Genomic DNA, 19,631 nt, shown 5'->3' with positions numbered 1-19,631 from the left:
GATTATCTTTGCGATGGCGCTCCGAAAGCGCGAATGACGGTACGTGCCGCAGCTTCGACCGGATCGTGGGTCTCTTTCAGGATGGTGACGCGGTCGAACCTATCAGGGTCGCGGTTCACCGCCTCGCGCAGTGCGGCGCCGAAGGCCATCCGCAATTCGGTCCCGATATTGAACTTGCAGATCGAGGTCTCGCGGGCAAGGCGCGTGCGTTGTTCCACCGGCACGCCAGAACCGCCATGGATGACCAGAGGGACCTCGGTCATGGCATCGATTTGGCGGATGCGGTCTTCGTCCAGACCGCCTTCCTTGTTCTGCTGCAGGTGGACGTTACCGACCGAAATGGCCATCGCATCCACACCGCTTTCGCGGGCGAATTTTGCGGCCTCAGCCGGGTCTGTCCCGTTTGAACCTTCGCCGCCGGAATAGCCTACAAAGCCGATCTCACCCTCGCAGGAAATCCCGGCGGAATGGGCCATTTCGGCAATCGCGGCTGTTTCGTCGATATTTTGCTGCAGAGGTTTGCGCGAGCCGTCGAACATCAGCGATGTGAACCCGCTGTCGAGCGCGATCTTGCAGTCTTCTAACGTGTACCCGTGATCCAGATGGGCCACGACCGGGACCGATGCATTCTCAGCCAAATGGCGGAACATCTTTCCTAGAACAGGCAGCGGCGTGTGCTCGCGGCAACTTGGTCCGGCTTGCAGAATGACGGGGGCGTTTTCAGCCTCGGCTGCGGCGACGTAGGCGCGCATGTCTTCCCAACCAAGCGTCACAAGCCCGCCCACGGCATAGCCTTGTTCGTATGCGGGTTGCAGGACGTCCTTAAGCGTAACGAGTGTCATTTGAATTTCGCGATCATGTCTTTGATGCCCGGAATCGTTTCAATCTGATAGGCGTGGGTGGGCTGAAAGTATTGCACCAGAGACCGCTGGCTCAGACCTCCGAGGATAGTGAAATAGTACATCTCGTACCCTGGCAGCGCGCAGCAGGGGTGGTAGCCCTTGTCGATGCAAATCGTTGAGCCGTCGACGATGTGATAGGCATCACCCGGCTCGTTATCCTCGCGCTGCAACATCTGCAGGCCGGAGCCCCAATTGGGTTTAAAGCGGAAGTTATAGGTTTCGTCATGCCGTGTTTCATCCGGCAGACGGTTGGTGTCGTGTTTGTGGCTGGGAAAGCCGGACCAGCCGCCCTGACCAACGGTGAACAGCTCGCTCACCAGCAGGCGACCGACTTTGTCGTGCTGTTTCTGGCCGAGGATGTGTTTGATTTTGCGGTGTGTTTTGGTGTCGTCGCTGCCATATTGTACAAGGTCATGCTGGCGCACATCGAACGGTTCGAGCACTTTGTCGAATTTGGCGCCCGCGATGAAAACTTCAGCCTCGTCCGACATGCAACCGATCTGTACTTTGGCGCCGACCGGGACGTAGACGCCTTCGGGCTCGCCATCCCAGACATCCTCGCCGCGGTTGCCCAGCTTGGCGAATTGAACGCCTTCGACGTCAACATCCACGCTGCCCGTGGCAGGCACGATGCAGGTTTCATAACCCGGCACCTGATATTCGAACGCCTCGCCACGGCGCAGCTTGACGATGTTGAAATAGTTCAGCGGAACCGTCGGGTCGTCCGCATCGACGATGGGTTTGTTCTGATTGTCATAGGGCGCGATATGCATGGGAAACTCCTATGTGGTCGGGCCGGGATGATCGGCCAGGAATGCGTTCAGTTCGGGTGTTGTGGGCATGGCGGGGGCGCAACCGGGCTGAGACACCACGATCGACGCGCAGGCCGAGCCGCGCATGACGGCGTCCTCAAGCGAATGCCCCGCCGCGATTGAGGCCAGCAAACCCGCCATGAAACTGTCGCCAGCACCGTTGGGTTTGACGGCGGTAACCGGGTAAATGCCGGTGCGGATTTCCTGACCGTCCACCAGCGTAACTGCGCCTTTTTCACCCATCTTATAGACGACAATGCGGCCGGATTTTTCGGCCAGTTCCTTGGCTTTTGCGAACCCGTTATCGATGCCGCCAGCCATAAAGCCGAACTCTTCATCATTGCCGACAATCAGGTCACTGGCCTCTCCGGCGCGGGACAGGACTTCGGCGGCCACTTCGGGTGAGGGCCAGCTATAGGGGCGGTAGTCAATATCGAAGATGATGGGCAGGCCCGCCGCGCGGGCGTTGTCAAAGGCGCGGAACGTGGCGCTTCGTGAAGGTTCCGCGGCAAAGACGGTTCCGGCTGAGATCACGGCTGAGAAGGACGAGTAATCAATCCGGTCCATATCTTGTTCGGTGACCTGAAAGTCGACCGCACCGTTGCGATAGATGACGTTCTGAAAATTCTCGATCCGGCTTTCGTAGACGGCCAGTGACATGCGGTATTCGCCGCCCAGAACACGGATATAAGACGTGTCCACGCCGTAGTGCCGTAGGCGATTCAGGCAGAACCGACCCACCGCATCGTCCGAAACCGAAGTAATCAGGGACGCCTGACTGCCCAGCTTGACCAGTCCGGCGCAAATATTCGCAGATGACCCGCCCAGATCGGCGTGGAACGTATCGGCATCTTCGCTTTTGACGCCAATGGGATTGGCATACAGGTCCATGCCCGCACGGCCCAGCACGGCAAAATGGTTTCCCTTGATACCGTCTATCAAAGCGGTCAAGTCATATCCTCCGATAAAGTGGGGTCGGCAAAGTTTGGACCTTGCGCTGAATCGATTCACACGATACTGATTTTGCAACCGGTTGCAAATAATATGTTCGGAGCCGCGATAGATGCCTGAAATTGGAATTGGAATCGTAGGTGGCGGCTATATGGGCAAGGCGCATTCAGTTGCCATGTCTGCAGTGGGTGCCGTGTTCAATACGGCGTTGCGCCCGCGGTTGGAGATGATCTGCGCCTCGACCCCCGAAAGCGCAGATCGGTATCGGACCGCCTATGGGTTCAAACGCGCGACCGAGGATTGGCGGGTTCTGGTCAATGATCCAGCAGTTGAGGCTGTGGTTATTGCCTCACCCCAGGAAACCCATCGTCAAATCGCCGAGGCGGCCTTAGCGCTGGGCAAGCCGGTGCTGTGCGAAAAACCCTTGGGTGCGTCAATGGAGGATGGTGCGGCAATGGTTGCTGCAGCCGAGGCGTCAGGCGTCACGAATATGGTCGGGTTCAACTATGTCCGCACACCCGCCACGCAATATGCGCGTAAGTTGATTGCCGACGGCGAATTGGGTGACATTACGTGGTTCCGTGGTGAGCACACTGAAGATTTCTACGCTGACCCCGAAGCACCGGCCACATGGCGCACCACGGGCATGGCCAACGGGACCATTGGCGACCTCGCTCCTCACATGATCAACGGAGCTTTGGCTTTGATTGGGCCCGTTATTTCAGTGATGGCCGAGGTCGAAACGGTCCACGAATCCCGCCCCGGCGGTAAGGTTACCAATGACGACCATGCCCAGATCATGTGCCGGTTCGCGAACGGCGCGATGGGCAATATTTATGTCAGCCGCATCTCGACCGGGCGCAAGATGGGCTACGCGTATGAGATATCGGGCACCAAGGGCGCCCTGCGTTTCGATCAGGAAGACCAGAATGCCCTTTGGTTTTATCGCCGTGAAGGTCCCGAGGCGCAGCGCGGCTTTACCAAGATTCTGACCGGTCCGGCGCACCCAGATTACGAACCGTTCTGCCAAGGGCCGGGTCACGGCACCGGCTATCAGGACCAAATTATCATCGAAGCCAAGGATTTCCTTGAGGCGATCCATTCCGGAAAGCCCGTCTGGCCCACTTTCCGCGACGGGCACGAAGTTAACAGGGTGCTGGCCGCCGCTTTGGCCTCGTCCGAGCGACAGCAGTGGCAAAACATTCGCGATTACTGATCGCGCAACCGTTAAATTCTGAAGAGAGACCAAGACCATGGCAAAGCTGAAATGGGGTATGATCGGTGGTGGCGAAGGCAGCCAGATCGGGCCCGCGCATCGTTTGGGTGCACAGGCGGACGGGATGTTCGAATTCGCCGCTGGCGCGCTGGATCACCGCCCCGAAGTGGGCCGGGAATACGCACAGCGGTTGGGTGTCGCCGCCGACCGCGCCTATGGCGACTGGAGAGAAATGCTTGCAGGGGAAATGGATCGAGAGGACCGGATTGATCTGGTGACCATAGCCACCCCCAATTCGACCCACTTCGAGATCGCCAAAGCGTTCCTTGAGGCAGGATTCAACGTGCTCTGTGAAAAGCCGATGACCATGAGCGTGGAAGAGGGTGAAGAGATCGTTCGTATCGCCGAAGCCTCGGGCAAGATCTGTGCGGTGAATTACTGTTATTCCGCCTATCCCATGGTCCGTCAGGCTCGCGCGATGGTGCGGGTAGGTGAGATTGGCAAGGTGCGTTTGGTCGTTACCAATTTCAGCCACGGTCACCACGGCGACGCCACAGATGCGGATAACCCCCGCGTCCGCTGGCGTTATGACCCGGCGATGGCTGGTGTTTCAGGTCAGTTTGCAGATTGCGGCATCCACGCGCTGCATATGGCCAGCTTCATCTGTGATGACGAGGTCAAGACGCTGTCCGCTGACATGGCTTCGACCATTTCAAGCCGTGAGTTGGAAGATGACGCCATGATCAATTTCCGCATGGAAGGTGGCACCGTGGGTCGTCTGTGGACCTCATCGGTGGCCATCGGGCGGCAGCACGGGTTCGACATTCAGGTATTCGGAGAAACCGGCGGGCTGCGCTGGGCCTCTGAGCAGCCCAATCAATTGATCTACACGCCCGTAGGTGGCCGCACGCAGATCATCGAAAAAGGTGAGGGCGGCCTGCATGACGAAGTGCAACGGCTGTCCCGAGTCGCCATTGCGCATCCCGAAGGGTTTCCGTTGGCCGTGGCCAATATTTACTGCGATCTGGCCGATGCGATCCGGGGCGAAACCCGTGATGGACTGCCCGGTGCCGCCGATGGGGTCAGGTCGATTGCTGCCGTACACGCGGCCGTTGCATCGGGCAAAGAGGATGGCGCCTGGAAAGACGCCCGCCCGCCAATGTTCCGCTGATTACGTGCGGGGCCTCAATGTGCCCCGCTCGATCACGCGACAGGGGAAGATGCGCGCCTCGGGGTATCTCTGAGGCTCCTTGAGCATCTCAACGACCAGATCAACCGATGAAGAAATAATTTGTTTGATCGGCTGGTGTATAGTGGTCAGATCGATGCTTTCCCAACGCGACATTTCCATGTCGTTCAGGCCGATGATGCCGATATCCTGACCCGGTTTTAGTCCGTGATCGCGCAGGGCTGACAGGGCGCCGATGGACAGGATGTCGTCACCGCAGAAATAGCCTTCGGCTGGGTTGTCCTCTAACAACCGCAGCATCTCGGAACGCCCGGCTTCAAAGGAATAGGCCCCCGCGAAAGAGTGCGATTTCTCAGTGTCAGGGTGTTTTTCGACCTCTTCCATGAAGCCTCGGTACCGGTCCATGGCCGAGGTCGCGTCTTGGGGGCCGCCCAAATATCCAATGCGCTTATACCCGCGTTCCAGCAACTGCCGCGCCGCCATGCGCCCGCATTCCACGTTGTCGATTCCCACAACGTGAACCTCAGGCGACGTGGCCGAGCGTCCGAAGGTATGCACCACAGGAACCCCCGCGTCGTGGAATGCTTTGGCAAAGCTGGGCGGCAGCGTCGAGGATGCAACAATGACGGCATCCACCGAGTATTGCCGCAACATCCGTACCGAATTTGCGGGTTCGGTTTCATCCGTCAGGTTCACGATCAGAGGACGCAGCCCACGTTCCTGTAGCGCGCGGGTAAACTGATCGAATACCTCGAGAAAAATCGGGTTGTGAAAGTTGTTTGAGATCAGCCCGATCAGCTTAGTCCGCCCGGTTGTCAGCGAAGATGCCAGCGCATTGGGGCTATATCCCAGTTCCTTTGCGGCCTTTTCAACTTTGCTGCGGGTCTTGGCCGAAACCGATGCGCCTTCGGTAAAAGTGCGGGACACAGCCGAACGTGACACGCCAGCCAGCGCGGCGACGTCTTTGAGAGTGACGCTCATGACGAGAATCCGCAGGTTGCGAGAAGGCAGGCAGTCAATTTCATAACGGAGATACTATGCACCATTGGTCGGGACTTGCAATCGGTTGCAAGTCTGCGTTGCAATGAATGCCAAGTTTGTGACTATCCGGCGATAAAGGGAAAAATGGTGGGTGATGAGAGACTCGAACTCCCGACATCTTCGGTGTAAACGAAGCGCTCTACCAACTGAGCTAATCACCCGTGACGCTGCATGTAGCCAAGCCTGCGCGCGGGCGCAAGAGGGTCAGATACAATTTCTTTGCTTCATTGTCAGATCATTTTGCTCTGCGTGATCGCCGAGCAATGAATTTTGTTCGTTTTCCGCAGACTGCATTACATGCAAAGGGGAAAGGCGCTTGCGTGCCCCATGCTGCCTCAGATATTCCCGAAGGGACTGAAACCTTCCAGACGGGAGAGCACATGATCCTGTCCCTAGCCCGCCGATGTGTAATCGCGGCCTTGGTGTTGGGTGTTTTGACGCTGGCTCCGATCCGGGCCGGCGCAGCAGAGGTTTTGGTCTTTGCAGCTGCCAGTTTGAAAACCGCGCTGGATGAGATCGCACCTGCCTTTGAACAACAAACCGGGTATGAGGTTACGGTGTCTTATGCGGCCTCATCTGTACTAGCACGGCAGATCCAGTTGGGCGCGCCTGCGGATCTGTTCATTTCGGCAAATGTAAATTGGATGGATGTGCTGCAGGATCAAGGCATGATCGATGTGGTATCGCGCGTGGACCTGCTGGGCAATGGGTTGGTTTTGATCGGCGGAACGGAGCAGACTCAGATTGGCAAGATGCAGTCTAGCACTGACCTTTCCGGCGCTTTGGGCAGCGGATATCTGGCGATGGCACTGGTAGATGCGGTTCCGGCGGGTGTGTACGGCAAGACCGCATTGCAAAGCCTTGGGCTGTGGGGTGGGATTGAGGATCAGGTTGCGCAAACCGACAATGTCCGTGCAGCTCTTGCACTGGTTGCGGCCGGGGCGGCACCGCTGGGGATTGTTTACCAATCGGACGCGCAGGCTGACGAGCGGGTTCGGATCATAGCGTCCTTTCCGCCGGATACGCACCCGCCAATCATATACCCGGCGGCGGTCACCGCGACGGCTCAGCCTGAAGCGCATGCGCTTCTGGATTATCTACGATCAGATGTGGCTCGAAACGTCTTTATGGAACAGGGTTTTGCCCTGCCGGGCAGCTAGCCAATGGAGTGGTTGGGACCTGCGGAACTTGAAGCGCTGAAACTGTCACTACGCGTGTCCTTTTGGGCAACGCTAGTATCCTTGCCCTTAGGAATATTCGTGGCCTATGCGTTGGCGCGTTGGCGATTTCCGGGACGTCAGTTGCTGAACGGGTTAGTGCATCTGCCTCTAATCCTTCCCCCCGTCGTAACAGGATACCTGCTGCTGCTGACCTTTGGCATCCAAGGCCCGTTGGGCAAGCTTCTGGCCGAGTTTGGTATCATCGTGGCCTTTCGCTGGACCGGTGCGGCGTTGGCGGCGGGGATCATGGCCTTTCCCCTTATGGTCCGCGCCATTCGTCTGTCGATCGAGGCCGTTGACCCCAAGCTGGAACAGGCCGGGGCGACATTGGGCGCATCGCGGCCCTTTGTGTTTGCCACCGTCACCCTGCCGATGATTCTGCCCGGCGTGGTCGCTGGTTCTATCCTCGCCTTTGCCAAGGCGATGGGAGAGTTCGGTGCCACGATCACCTTTGTCTCGAACATCCCCGGTCAGACCCAGACCCTGCCTTCGGCGGTCTATGCTTTCCTGCAGGTGCCGGGGGGTGAGGGTGCGGCGACGCGGTTAGTGGTGGTCTCGATCATTATCGCCATGGGGGCGCTGTTGTTGTCCGAATATGTCGGCCGACGCGCGGCTGCACGGGTGTCTGGATTATGAGCCTCTCTGTCCGCCTGCAGCATGATCTGCCCGATCTGGAACTGGATTTCAGCTTTGATGCACCTCCGGGGGTTACGGTTTTGTTTGGGCGATCCGGGTCGGGTAAAACCACAGTAGTCAATGCGGTGGCTGGATTGCTGCGGCCCAAAGTCGGGCGTGTCGCCGTTAATGATTGGGAGTTGTTCGATACCGAGAAAAACCTCTGGCTGCCGCCGCACCGCAGGCGTTTGGGGTATATCTTTCAGGAAGGCCGTCTGTTCCCGCATCTAACTGTGCGTCAGAACCTTTCCTATGGGCGTTGGTTTGCCCCCAAACGGGCGCGACTAGAACACCCGGAAAAAGTGATCGAAATGCTGGGCGTCGGGCATCTGCTGGATCGCCGCCCAGCTGGTCTTTCAGGAGGAGAAAAACAGCGTGTCGCGATAGGTCGCGCGTTGCTGGCCAGCCCACGACTGATTTTGGCCGATGAGCCCTTGGCCGCGTTAGACGATGCCCGCAAGGCCGAGATCCTGCCCTATTTCGAGCGACTGCGGGATGAGATCTCGGTTCCAATCCTATATGTCACACATTCCGCGGCCGAGGTCGCGCGGCTGGCTACCTCGGTCGTCGCTTTGCAGGACGGCAAGGTTGTTCGGCATGGCCCGGCCTCGGAGGTTTTGGCAGACCCGTCGGTTGCTCCGGCGGGCGTGCGAGCTGTGGGCGCGGTGCTGAAAGTGCGGGTGCGCGAACATCATCCCGATGGGTTGACCGAGCTGGATGCCGGTGGGTCGCGCCTGTTCCTGCCGCGAATTGCGCATCAGGTGGGGGAAGAGCTTCGCATTCGAATCCCCGCACAGGAGGTCATTCTGTCCAGCAAGCGTCCCGAGGGGCTTTCGGCCCTGAACGTGTTGGAAGGAACGGTCGATACGATCCGTGCGGGCGATGGGCCCGGTGCCATTGTTTCGGTTCAAACCCCGGCAGGGCCGGTTCTGGCGCGCGTCACCCGCCGCTCGGTCGAGGCGTTGGAGCTAGAGACAGGCAAACCCTGTTTCGCGGTGATCAAGACAGTAGCCTTGGCGCCACAGGATGTTGGCGGGCGGCTGATCGCGCCCTAGATCAGTGAGTTGAGCTCTGCGTGTTTTGCGGGTGGAACGTCAAACCGGCCCTTCGAGGATGCCCTTTTCAAGTCGTTCCTCAACTTCATAGCGTAAAGTTGAAAAACCCGGACAGAACGTCGCAAACTTTACTCAACGGGTTTGCCCTCTATGATCCTGAGCAAGGACAATTTTATTAGGGATGTTTTGTCATGCGGCTATTCAAGTTTTTAGGCGTTGGTGCTCTGGCGATATTGCCTGCGCTGACGCATGCCGCCGGGTTCGGGATTGGGTTTGGTGTCAATCCCGCATATCGTGCGACGGTAACGCCGCTGAAGGATGGCACCTATCAGGTCGTTACGCACGGATCATCGGCGGCAATTGCTTACTGGTGCGGCATCGGTGACTTCGCCATCCGCACCTTGGGCGTGCCGACCACTCAACGGATCTACGTCTCGAAAGCCTATGAAAAGCAGACAAGGACCGTGCAGTTTTCTCTGACACCGCCCGAAGGCGGCGACACCTCAAAGAGCTATTCGATCACGGTCAGTCGCGTGGGTGAGAATATGTCGGCATCCGGGGCGCGGAGCCATTGCTTTGACAACATCATGGATTTCGATTTCTAGGCGAAATCAGACCCACTTGGCCATCGGTGGCAGGCTCATCAGCACCGCATCCGGATCGTGGCCAGTTTCCAGTCCGAACTTGGTGCCCCGGTCGTAGACCAGATTGTATTCGGCATAGAGGCCCCGATGCACAAGCTGAGTATTCTTATCGTCTTCGCTAAAACCCTGCACGCGGCGCTTTTCGACCAAGGGTAGAAAAGCAGGCAGGAAGGCCCGGCCGATATCCTGCGTCAGCGCAAAATCCGCCGCCCAGTCACCGGTGCAATAGTCATCCATGAAGATGCCGCCGACGCCTCGGGCACGTTTGCGATGCGGGATATGGAAGTATTCATCAGCCCACTCTTTCAGGCGCGGGTAATGTCCCGGCCCGTGCGGGTCCAGATGCGTCTTTTGCGTAGCGTGGAAATGGGCGGTGTCCTCGTCATACTCAATGCAGGGGTTCAGGTCCGACCCGCCACCGAACCACCACGCGTGCGGTGTCCAGAACATGCGGGTGTTCATATGCACCGCCGGAACATGTGGGTTCTGCATATGCGCCACCAGCGAAATTCCCGAGGCCCAGAACCGCGGATCATCAGCCATGCCCGGAAGACCCTTGCGTGCGGCCATCGCCTGCTGCGCCCGCTCACCCAGCGTGCCGTAAACGGTCGAGATATTGACGCCGACCTTTTCAAATACGCGGCCTCCGCGCATCACCGACATCAATCCACCGCCCGCGTCCGAGCCGTCCTCGGACTGGCGCGTGGTTTCCTTGACCTCGAAACGACCAGCGCGGGCATCCGAGAATGGTCCAATATCGTGACTGTCTTCCAGGGCTTCGAATGCTGCGACGATCTCGTCGCGCAATTGGCGGAACCAGGAGGCGGCGGCGGATTTCTCGGTATCGAACATGGGGTCAGTGCGCCGGTGCTGCGACGGGGTCCAGCAGGGTGCGGCCGCCATCAATGGTAAGAATTTGCCCGGTGATGAAGCCGGCCGCGTCCGAGGCCAGGAACTGCGCCGTCTCGGTCAGTTCGGTCGGTGAGGCGATGCGGGCCAGCGGCGTGTGCTTCTCGATGTCGTCCCGGAAATTGCGGTTCTCTTTCAGGGTGGATTGCAGCGAGGCACTCATGACTGACCCCAGCGCGATCGAGTTTACCCGGATGCGGTTTGGCGCCAAGGCCACGGCCAGAGAGCGTGTCATCTGGTCCAATGCGGCAGTCGAAACCGAATAAGCCATCAGGTCGGGGTGGGTGCGTCGCGCGGCAATGGAAGACAGGTTGATGATCGATCCGGCAACGGATTCTTTGTCATCGCCGGCCTGTTTGATCATCCGTTTGGAGACCAGCTGACTTAAGCGCAAAGCAGGCATCAGGTTCTGGTTCAGCAAGGTGCGGACCGAATCGTCTTCGGGATCCAGCGGATCCGAGGGGATCACCTGCCGCGCGCCGTTGATCAGGATATCAACCTGATCGAAGGCGTCGATCGTGGCTGAGAGCAAGTTGGCAATTGTCAGTTTCTCGCGCAGATCACCAGCAAAGAAGCGGATGTTACTGTCATCGGCCTGCTCGCCCAACTCTTCGGATAACCGTTTTTCATCCATATCGGCGAACATCACATTGGCACCCGCGTCGGCAAAGTGGCGCCCGATGGCGAGACCAACGCCATTGGCTCCGCCGGTCACGATTGCAGTTTTGCCAGCTATGGAAAAGGACATGCGTTTCCTCCTGAATTGCGGCGCAGGTTAACCGGGATCACCGCCGAGGGCGAGAGGCGTGAAACACCTTGAACCGATTGTCTCCGGTCACTTCTTCGACATGCGTGAATGCGTCGGTCAGTGTGGTTTCATAGGGCAGGTGACGGTTGGCCACCATCCAAAGGCTGCCATTGCGGGTCAGGTTCCTGGCAGCAGATGAGATGAAACCCTGTCCCAGTGCAGGTTCGGCACTGCGCGACGTGTGAAAGGGCGGGTTCATTATTATGGTGTCGATCGGTTCGGGCGCGTGCCATGACACGGCGTCGGCCCAGTGAAACTGTGCGCGGGGATCGGCCACATTTGCGCGGGCGCAGGTCAGGGCGGCATGGTCGGCCTCGACCAGATGTAGGGATTTCAGACCAGGTGCCTGTAGCAGCCCAGCTGAGAGGTAGCCCCATCCGGCCCCCAGATCGGCGACACGCGCGCCCAGCTTGTCGGGCAGCGCAGCCAGCAACAGGGCAGACGCAGGATCGACGCCGTCAGCGGAAAACACACCTGGCGCGGTCTGGTAGCCGTCCGCGGTTTGATATTCTGGCGCGGCCCAGTCTGCGAAGGCCTTCGCATCCGATTGGAACCAGAAAATCTTGCCGTGCGCTTTCGAGATAGGTCCCTCAATCCCTACGCGCTTGCGGATGTCCTTTAACAGACTGTCTACACCGTCGGTCTTGGCGCCATCGACGACGACCAGCCCACTGGCGAGGGTGCAGGCCTGCTGTACCATCGAGCGAGCCAACGATTTAGCGCGCGGAAGGATTACAATGGCGTCCTGACAAGACCCCTGCGCTTCTGGGGAAACGGAGAAGCCCAGATCGGCGAAATGGTCGTGAAAGGGTTTGAAGGGCTGGACTACCTTCGTCTCATGCGGCAAGGCCGACAAGTCGGTTGCAGTAGTCGGCCCAAGCACCTTGAGCGGTTGAGTTAGCGTCAGGCCGCTTTTCAAGGCAAGATCAATTCGAGGGGACATAAGCGTTTCCGAAAGGCCGATCCGGCCTTATTCTTCCCGTTCCATGGTGCATTGCAGGGGATGCTGGTGCCTGCGGGCGAAATCCATGACCTGGCCTACTTTGGTTTCGGCAATCTCGTGACTGAAGACACCAACCACAGCCACGCCTTTTTTGTGAACGGTCAGCATGATCTCGAACGCTTGTGCATGGGTCATGCCGAAGAAACGTTCAAGAACGTGCACGACGAACTCCATCGGGGTGTAGTCGTCATTCAGCAACAGAACCTTATAGAGCGGCGGGCGCTTGGTCTTGGGGCGCGTCTCAACCAGAACGGACGAGTCGCTTTCGTCATCCGGTTTGTCAGACATCATCCATTGGTGTTCAAGCATTACGTTCCATTGTCCGATTCAGACTTCGGTTTATCTGAGCGCTTATATAACGTCGAACGGGCCAGAGAAAAGAGTTAGCAGGACGCAATCGACATGGGCCAGAACCTTACCACAATCGGCTTCGATGCGGATGACACTTTGTGGCATAACGAACGATTTTTTCAGCTGACACAGGAACATTTTACCGACTTGCTGGCTGATCATGCCGAGCGTGACCACCTGTTGGAGCGTTTGCTAGAGGCCGAAAAACGCAACATTCGGCACTATGGTTACGGGATCAAAGGCTTTGTCCTGTCGATGATCGAGACTGCGATTGAGGTGACAGAAGACAGGGTTCCGGCCTCGGTCATACGTCAGCTGATCGAAGCGGGGCAGGAAATGTTGGCCCACCCGATCGAGCTGTTGCCCCATGCGCGCGAGGCGATTCAAAGCGTAGCTGCGACTCATCAAGTCGTGTTGATTACGAAGGGCGATTTAATTGATCAGGAGCGCAAGCTGGCTCAGTCCGGGCTGGGTGAACTGTTTAATGGGGTCGAAATTGTGTCCGAGAAAACACCGAAAACGTATCGGGACATTTTTGGAGCATACGGTGAGGGGCCCGCAAGCGCGATGATGGTGGGAAACTCAATGCGTTCGGACGTGGTTGCGCCACTTCAGGCCGGGTGTTGGGGCGTGTATGTGCCGCACGGGTTGGTCTGGGAAATTGAACGGGCTGAAACACCGGTGGGGAATCCAAGATTCCGCGAGTTGCAGGATTTGGGCCAACTGGCCGAGCTGGTTCAAGAGCTCAATTGATGTTGCCGAATAGTATCACTTAGGAACTTTCCCTCAGGGATGCCGGCATAATCTGGCCATTTTCATGGATTTGGTGGTCCGGCAGCGGTGTTCGCCCACATGTTGTGTGTCTGCAGCGGGTTCAATAAACCGCGAATTCTTGAGCTTTTTGTTTATTTCACCTGCCCCCTGTGCTAGCCTGAATGTTAATAAAATAATTATTTTGCTGACCGGGAAAACCCGGCGGCCCGAGGTAGACAGAGGCAAAGATCGTGCAGGTTCGGCGGACAGTTCCGGCCCGAATGGGCTTATTTCTTATAGCATTCTTGTGGCTGCTCTCTTTCGCGCCGTTGCAAGCGGTGGCCGCGCCCTATGCGGCGATGGTGATCGACGCGCGCACCGGAGAGGTGCTGCATTCGCGCAACGCTGATACCCGACTGCACCCGGCTTCTCTGACCAAGATGATGACGCTGTATATCGCCTTCGAAGCGGTGCGGAATGGTGAGATCGAATTGGATACACCGGTTCGTATTACTCGGGCCGCGGCAGCAGAACCACCTTCTAAACTGGGATTGCGCACGGGCCAGACAATTGCCTTCCGCTACCTGATCCGTGCAGCAGCGGTGAAGTCGGCAAATGACGCCGCCACCGCCATTGGTATCGCGATTAGTGGGTCCGAGGCTGCGTTCGCCCGCCGTATGACCCGCACCGCAAAAGCGATGGGCATGAGCCGGACAACCTTCAAGAACGCACATGGCCTGACAGAATCAGGTCACCTGTCGACCGCGCGGGACATGACCACGCTGGGTCGTCATCTGCTGTATGATTATCCGCAATACTACAACCTGTTCTCGCGCCAATCGACGGATGCAGGGATCAAGACGGTTCCGAACACCAACCGCCGTTTGCTTGCGGCGTATAGAGGCGCGGACGGGATCAAAACCGGCTATACCCGTGCGGCGGGTTTCAATCTTGTCGCTTCGGCCAAGCGCAAGGATGAACGCATCATCGCCACTGTGTTTGGCGGCAAATCCGGCGCTTCACGCAACGCTAAGGTAGCCGAATTGTTGGACATGGGTTTCCGCCGCGCCCCTTCGCGCGCTCCAATCCGCAAACCATCGCGTCCGGCCTATGCCGGGAATGCCGGTCTGGGCGCAACAGTTGCGGCCCTGACCGGTGCGCCGACTTCTAGCCTGCGTCCGGTACTGCGTCCGGGGCCGGGTGCTGCGGTGCAGGTGGCAGGTACGGTCGCCGCAACAGCTGCGAAAAATGGCGCGCGTATTCAGAATGGCATCGCCGCGGCCATCGCCGCTGCTGATGTCCAAACACCGACCGACGACACCACGCGGCCCGCCGCGCGCCCGGAAGATTTGGTTCTGGCCTCGACCAACCCCGCCGAACTGCCCGAGCCTGAACAGGAAATAGTCACTCGGCTTTCCACATCAGGCGGACATCTTTGGGGCGTCAATGTTGGTCGCTATACCACCCGCTATGAGGCTGAGAAGGTGTTGCTGAAAACTGCCCTGTCGGAGATGACCACTCTGGAAGGTACGCTGCGCAAGGTTAACCAAAGCTCGCGCGGTTTCGAAGCGACGTTCCAAGGCATGACCCGCGAAGAGGCCGATCTGGCCTGTCGTCGGCTGCAAGCCCGGAATGTCACCTGTTTCATGATCGGACCGTCATAAGATCCGACATGTTTTCTCCTGGATGGGTCTGGGCTGCGAGGAAACTCGCAGCCCTTTTTTCTGCTTGGATCAGTCGAACACGTGCCCGTGCTGGTACTGCTCATCCTGCCCGGCAGCGGCAGTCAGGGCAGCCACGTTGTCCTTAGTGAAGAACCCGTCATAGTGATGGCAGCGTTCAATATACTCTGTAATCAGAAGTGTGTTCTTTGAGTGTTTCGAGAATATCTGTTTGAGGTTCGGATCGTCTTTGCACTCACCCACCACATGGGCCAGGAACGGCACGCCCTTGTCCTTGAGGGTGTTGACCACGAAATCGACGTTCTTTTCCCCGGCCCCGTGGTCACCATCCTGAATCTCGATCGCCATGTGATGCAGGCGGCGGCCGAAGTTGCGGACGAAATCCTCGGTCGGCATCGGCAATTGTTCGAATGAGTTCACAAAAGACGGCGTGTTGTTCGCGGTAAAAACTTTGGCCGGGGATTTCTTGTCATCATCGACATTCGCGTTTCGGTTCACATTGGTCGATGAGTTCATGTCGAAGATGTTGTAAGCCCCCCAGAAATAATAGGGCACCATCGTCAGAAACTCGAGGATCGCGTCCTCTCGCTCACCGGCCAGAATACGGGTGGCAAGGTGGTCGACGCCCAGCATCAGCGGAGCGATCTTGCTTTCGATGCCAAAGGCGGCGGCCTGATCCAGTTGTGCTTGTTCGGCGTCGCTCAGCAGTACGCGGTCGCCAAGCCCGAGACTGTCGGGTTCGTTGAAGTCCAGCTTGGAATAGCCGACCCGGTTGCATGTGAAGTCTGAGGGAGTGGTAAACCGGAACCCATCCAGCGTGTAGAAGGGGTTTTCGGTATCGCCACTATATTCAAATCGGATGTTCTGATCCTCAAGCGTTTTGGTCAGGGTGTTCAGGTCGTGGGCCTCGTAGATTTCTCCTACATATCGGGTTTGTGGGGCCTTCCGGGCCAACGGGTACATCCTGTTGATGCGGGGGATGAAGTCCTCAAAACTTGGGCTCAGCGGTGCCATCACGATCAGCGCGGGATAGTCTGGGTGCGAATGCAGGATCGAGAATTTGTGGGTCTGCCCCAAATAGCTTGCCGTGTGACGGTAGGGGGTCATCACGTAAAGTTCGACCAGAGTATCGAACAGCGATGTGGTTTCGACCTGTTGGACAATTGCCCGCATCGAGCCGACCTGATCGGTGAGGCCGGAACTGCTGCGGCGCTCGTAAATCTTCGGTAGGTATTCTTGAAAGAAGTCCGAGTTCTTCTTGTCGCCGCGGGGTTGGTAAGACATCAAATCGAAAGACATTAAAGCACCTCCTTGCGCAGGCCCGGCAATCTGCGGGCTTGGCCTTGCCTGGATTTCCAATAATCAGAACATGGACTTGCAGACATGCTAGGCGCTGATATCCAGTCGAGCAACAGGTAGAAGGTGGGGCGCAGGTCTTACGCCAGCATTACTATCGAATGAATTTGGCCACCTCGACACCGCCCTCGATCAGGTTCTCGCGCACGGATCGCGCGATCTGAACCGCGGTTGGGCCATCCCCATGCAGGCAGATCGTGTCGATTGACGTCTCCAGTCTCTTGCCGGATTCGGTGATAATGGCACCCTCGACGACCATGTTCAGGATGCGCGGCCCGGCAAGGTCTGGGTCGTGGATTACTGCTCCGGGCAGGCTGCGGTCTACCAATGTACCGTCATCATTATAGGCACGGTCCGCAAAAATCTCGCCAACCCATTTGCAGCCCAGATCACGAACCGCCTCTTCCTGTTTGGTCACCGCAAGCACCATGATGATAATGTCTGGGGCTACGTCCAGCGCGCCCTGATAGCAGGCGCGCGCCATGTCGATATCGACCGAGCACATATTGGCCAACGCCCCGTGCAGTTTCAGATGCCGGACTTCTGTGCCGACTGCTTTGGCCATCCCGATTGCAGCACCCAACTGATAGCGCACCAGATTGCGCAGACTGTCATGGGGTATTTTCATATTGCGGCGGCCAAAACCCTGCAGGTCGGGAAAACCGGGATGTGCACCAATGCCCACACCATTCTCTGCCGCCAGCGCCATAGTCCTTGCCATCACGTCCGGGTCTCCGGCATGAAAGCCGCATGCAATATTGGCCGAGGTGATGATCTTCAGCAGGCTGTCATCGTCACCCATTTTCCAAGGACCAAAGCTTTCCCCCATATCGGCATTCAGATCGACGCTTGGCATCGGTAAAACTCCTTACTCGGTGGCAGAGATCATTCCGCCGATCAATTGGTAGGACAACAGGTCCGGAATGTCATGCGGATCGCGGACCAGGGGCTCAATCCGTGAGGGTAGCCGTGACAGATCTTCCAGATAGGCCGCGTGCAAGGCGACGGCTTCATCCATAGTAACGAATTTGAACCGCACCTGACCGCCTGCTGGGGTCTGCGCCGCACAGGGCAGGTCGCAGGGCAGGACGGTTGCGATGCGGGGGTATCCCCCGGTCGTCTGACATTCGGGCAAAAGGATAAAGGGACTACCGGAGCCCGTCATCTGGATGTCGCCGGGAGTGATGACTTCGGACAGAATGTTCAGTTGCCCCTTGGCGGCGAACCCCTGTCCCTCACTTTCCAGCTGCATCCCCATCCGGTTTGCCCGAGCACCGCGCTGGAAAGTGGTCCGGGTAAAGCGGTCCAGCGTGTCTTGATCGAAGAGCGGAGTCTGAAAGCTTGCCAGCACGCGCAGTGTACCCCCGGCAAAACGATCTTCCGGGTACAGCCTCATACCGCCACTACCCGAGTAAGGGCCGGTCGGTAGCCGGTCGCCTGCTTGAACGGCAAGCCCGACCTTTGCCGTCAAATGCGCTGAGCGAGAGCCAAGAAACAGCCGCGTATCAATCCCGCCGCCGACATGCAGGTATCCGTAGTTGCCCTGTTTTACTGCTCCGATCACCAGCCGCTGTCCGACATCCATAGGGTGCGATGCATTCCACTCGACCGAATTGCCATCGATGCTTGCCTGCATCGGCGCGCCGGTCAGGGCAATAGTAAGCGGTAGGGTAGCTTCAAACGTCCCTCCCATCCCGGCCATTTCCAAAGCGGCACAGTCAGGGCTTTGCCCCAACAGCGCGGCCCCTTCATGCAAAGCCAGTTGGTCCGCTGCCCCGGACCGCGACAGCCCCTGATCCAGAAACCCGGTGCGCCCCTGATCCTGAAGAGTGCAGGCTGGTCCGATATTGAGCGCCAGCAAACTCACGCGGTGATCTCCTTGCAGGTCGCGCCGCCCGATGGATCATTGTCATTGCGGATCTGTTCTAGTTCTTCGCGGGTAACTGAAAGGAATTGCATCTCGTCGCCGGGGCGTAGTGCAAAGCTCTGCTCGGCGTCGGGGCGGAAACAGCGAAAGGCGGTCTGACCTACATGCCGCCACCCGGTTGGGGTCGGGCCGGAAAACAGAACGAATTGCGAGATCGCCAGGACCAGCGCCCCTTCCGGCACCATTGGGTTCAGCTCTTTGAGGCGTGGAATGTTGAACTCGGGTCCCAATGGTCCAAGGTAGGGTTGGCCGGGGGCAAAACCGATGGTTAGCACGCGCACGCGGGTGGCGCTAAGCCGCTCTATAGTCTCGGATGGCGAAAGTCCGGCGGCCGCTGCCGCCTCAACCAACTGCGGCGCAAGCTCTCCGCCATATACAGTGGGAACCCTCCACAAGCGTCGCCCGGATGGTAGCGGCGCATCGTACCAGTCTTGTTCATACAGTATCGCCTTCAACCGTTCCTGGATATCCGAATGCGGCAATGTCAGGGGATCGAACCGAATATAGGTCGAGGCCAAAGACGCTGATGTTTCGATCACCCCGTCCCAATTTAGGGTGTCAATCGTATTACGAAATGCCAGGGCCGCTCGGTTAGAGGGTTCCGCCATCTTGTACGCAAACGACACCAGCAACCCGTCCAGGCCGACCGTTCGTATGCAGGGAAAAATGGAAGCGTGCGTGGGTGTCATATATCGGTGTGTTTAGCGGTTTCTTTGCAAGGAGGTGACTGTATCCTTCAATGATGCGCAAGACCTGACAGCCTTGCATCGAATATTTCGATGCTGGTGCGCGCGTTGAGTCGGGCAAATGGCCCGGAATTGAATCGATTTAGCTGTTCCGAGTCGGATGCGCCTTGTGGGTGGGTGTCGCGGACTCACTATATATAGGGTGGGTGGGCACTCGACCAGATGCAGGTGTCACCTGCGCCGCCCTTTTCTTCTGCAGGGTGGGGCTGCATTCGTGAGCTGAGGGTATTTTAAGTTTTTGAAATAAAAGGGGAAACGATAAGTTTGCAAAAAAAATGCTCAAGATGCAATTTTCCACTTGCGGGTATTGTTGGTTATCCTTAGAACCCCCTTCACCGGCGCTGCTGAGGCGGTTGCTGGGACGCTGGAGACGGCGGAGACGGGCCGGAGA

20 protein-coding genes and 1 tRNA gene are annotated in these 19,631 nt (G+C 58.0%); 8 read left to right on the top strand and 13 right to left on the bottom strand.

Annotation, left to right across the window (positions count from 1 at the left end):
• Positions 1–2: 2 nt before the first annotated feature.
• Genes ACR0D7_RS18535 through iolC form a run of 3 tightly spaced genes read right to left on the bottom strand, consistent with a single transcriptional unit; the run spans position 3 to position 2,665 of the window.
• Entirely contained in the window at positions 3–842 is an 840-nt protein-coding gene (locus ACR0D7_RS18535; protein ID WP_480680337.1) for a class II fructose-bisphosphate aldolase, read from the bottom strand.
• Complete coding sequence (locus ACR0D7_RS18530; RefSeq protein ID WP_480680336.1) at positions 839–1,675, bottom strand: 5-deoxy-glucuronate isomerase; 837 nt, start codon at positions 1,673–1,675, stop codon at positions 839–841. The genes ACR0D7_RS18535 and ACR0D7_RS18530 overlap by 4 nt, the downstream gene beginning before the upstream one ends.
• A gap of 9 nt (positions 1,676–1,684) precedes the next feature.
• The gene (gene iolC, locus ACR0D7_RS18525) at positions 1,685–2,665 is read right to left on the bottom strand and encodes a 5-dehydro-2-deoxygluconokinase (protein ID WP_480680335.1); all 981 of its coding nucleotides are present in this window, start codon (positions 2,663–2,665) and stop codon (positions 1,685–1,687) included.
• A 112-nt stretch (positions 2,666–2,777) separates the two neighbouring features.
• On the opposite strand from iolC, the gene ACR0D7_RS18520 reads away from it, so the two are divergent.
• Complete coding sequence (locus tag ACR0D7_RS18520) at positions 2,778–3,881, top strand: Gfo/Idh/MocA family protein (protein ID WP_480680334.1); 1,104 nt, start codon at positions 2,778–2,780, stop codon at positions 3,879–3,881.
• A 37-nt stretch (positions 3,882–3,918) separates the two neighbouring features.
• Positions 3,919–5,052: a Gfo/Idh/MocA family protein gene (locus ACR0D7_RS18515; RefSeq protein WP_480680333.1), complete on the top strand. Its 1,134-nt coding sequence runs from the start codon at positions 3,919–3,921 to the stop codon at positions 5,050–5,052.
• Here ACR0D7_RS18515 and ACR0D7_RS18510 read toward each other — a convergent pair whose 3' ends face one another.
• Positions 5,053–6,051, bottom strand: a complete 999-nt coding sequence (locus ACR0D7_RS18510; protein WP_480680332.1) for a LacI family DNA-binding transcriptional regulator — start codon at positions 6,049–6,051, stop codon at positions 5,053–5,055.
• Between the two features lie 145 nt (positions 6,052–6,196).
• Positions 6,197–6,272 (bottom strand) — tRNA-Val (locus ACR0D7_RS18505).
• Positions 6,273–6,491: 219 nt separating this feature from the next.
• Between ACR0D7_RS18505 and modA the strand changes: the two genes are divergently transcribed.
• From modA to ACR0D7_RS18485, 4 genes are all read left to right on the top strand, one after another.
• Positions 6,492–7,271, top strand: coding sequence for a molybdate ABC transporter substrate-binding protein (gene modA / locus ACR0D7_RS18500; RefSeq protein ID WP_480680331.1), 780 nt, complete (start codon positions 6,492–6,494; stop codon positions 7,269–7,271).
• A gap of 3 nt (positions 7,272–7,274) precedes the next feature.
• The gene (gene modB / locus ACR0D7_RS18495; RefSeq protein WP_480680330.1) at positions 7,275–7,967 is read left to right on the top strand and encodes a molybdate ABC transporter permease subunit; all 693 of its coding nucleotides are present in this window, start codon (positions 7,275–7,277) and stop codon (positions 7,965–7,967) included.
• The gene (gene modC, locus ACR0D7_RS18490) at positions 7,964–9,061 is read left to right on the top strand and encodes a molybdenum ABC transporter ATP-binding protein (RefSeq protein ID WP_480680329.1); all 1,098 of its coding nucleotides are present in this window, start codon (positions 7,964–7,966) and stop codon (positions 9,059–9,061) included. Before modB ends, modC begins: the two co-directional genes overlap by 4 nt.
• A gap of 191 nt (positions 9,062–9,252) precedes the next feature.
• Positions 9,253–9,666, top strand: coding sequence for a hypothetical protein (locus ACR0D7_RS18485; protein ID WP_170388053.1), 414 nt, complete (start codon positions 9,253–9,255; stop codon positions 9,664–9,666).
• A 6-nt stretch (positions 9,667–9,672) separates the two neighbouring features.
• On the opposite strand, the gene hemF is transcribed toward ACR0D7_RS18485, so the two are convergent.
• The 4 genes from hemF to clpS are packed head-to-tail and all read right to left on the bottom strand — an operon-like array spanning position 9,673 to position 12,734.
• Positions 9,673–10,557, bottom strand: coding sequence for an oxygen-dependent coproporphyrinogen oxidase (hemF, locus tag ACR0D7_RS18480; protein WP_480680328.1), 885 nt, complete (start codon positions 10,555–10,557; stop codon positions 9,673–9,675).
• Positions 10,558–10,561: 4 nt separating this feature from the next.
• Positions 10,562–11,362 (bottom strand): SDR family NAD(P)-dependent oxidoreductase, encoded by an 801-nt coding sequence (locus ACR0D7_RS18475; RefSeq protein ID WP_480680327.1) that lies wholly within the window; start codon positions 11,360–11,362, stop codon positions 10,562–10,564.
• A 37-nt stretch (positions 11,363–11,399) separates the two neighbouring features.
• Entirely contained in the window at positions 11,400–12,365 is a 966-nt protein-coding gene (locus ACR0D7_RS18470; RefSeq protein WP_480680326.1) for a class I SAM-dependent methyltransferase, read from the bottom strand.
• A gap of 27 nt (positions 12,366–12,392) precedes the next feature.
• On the bottom strand, positions 12,393–12,734 hold the full coding sequence (gene clpS, locus ACR0D7_RS18465) for an ATP-dependent Clp protease adapter ClpS (RefSeq protein ID WP_170388046.1): 342 nt from the start codon (positions 12,732–12,734) through the stop codon (positions 12,393–12,395).
• Positions 12,735–12,827: 93 nt separating this feature from the next.
• Between clpS and ACR0D7_RS18460 the strand changes: the two genes are divergently transcribed.
• Together ACR0D7_RS18460 and ACR0D7_RS18455 are read left to right on the top strand one after the other, a co-directional pair.
• Positions 12,828–13,529, top strand: a complete 702-nt coding sequence (locus tag ACR0D7_RS18460; protein ID WP_480680325.1) for an HAD family hydrolase — start codon at positions 12,828–12,830, stop codon at positions 13,527–13,529.
• Between the two features lie 281 nt (positions 13,530–13,810).
• The gene (locus ACR0D7_RS18455) at positions 13,811–15,193 is read left to right on the top strand and encodes a D-alanyl-D-alanine carboxypeptidase family protein (protein ID WP_480680324.1); all 1,383 of its coding nucleotides are present in this window, start codon (positions 13,811–13,813) and stop codon (positions 15,191–15,193) included.
• Positions 15,194–15,262: 69 nt separating this feature from the next.
• Here ACR0D7_RS18455 and ACR0D7_RS18450 read toward each other — a convergent pair whose 3' ends face one another.
• The 4 genes from ACR0D7_RS18450 to ACR0D7_RS18435 form a co-directional block, all read right to left on the bottom strand.
• Entirely contained in the window at positions 15,263–16,510 is a 1,248-nt protein-coding gene (locus ACR0D7_RS18450) for a hypothetical protein (protein ID WP_480680323.1), read from the bottom strand.
• A 151-nt stretch (positions 16,511–16,661) separates the two neighbouring features.
• The gene (locus ACR0D7_RS18445; protein WP_480680322.1) at positions 16,662–17,423 is read right to left on the bottom strand and encodes a LamB/YcsF family protein; all 762 of its coding nucleotides are present in this window, start codon (positions 17,421–17,423) and stop codon (positions 16,662–16,664) included.
• Positions 17,424–17,435: 12 nt separating this feature from the next.
• Positions 17,436–18,434 carry a 5-oxoprolinase subunit C family protein gene (locus ACR0D7_RS18440; RefSeq protein WP_480680321.1) on the bottom strand — a complete coding sequence of 333 codons (999 nt, stop codon included), beginning with the start codon at positions 18,432–18,434 and terminating at the stop codon, positions 17,436–17,438.
• Positions 18,431–19,183 (bottom strand): 5-oxoprolinase subunit B family protein, encoded by a 753-nt coding sequence (locus ACR0D7_RS18435; protein WP_480680320.1) that lies wholly within the window; start codon positions 19,181–19,183, stop codon positions 18,431–18,433. Before ACR0D7_RS18435 ends, ACR0D7_RS18440 begins: the two co-directional genes overlap by 4 nt.
• Positions 19,184–19,631: the final 448 nt, after the last annotated feature.

The sequence above is a fragment of the Ruegeria sp. BB7 genome (genome assembly GCF_056539365.1).
Note: the sequence above shows the minus strand (reverse complement) of the source record. Positions and strands in the feature narration are given on the sequence as shown.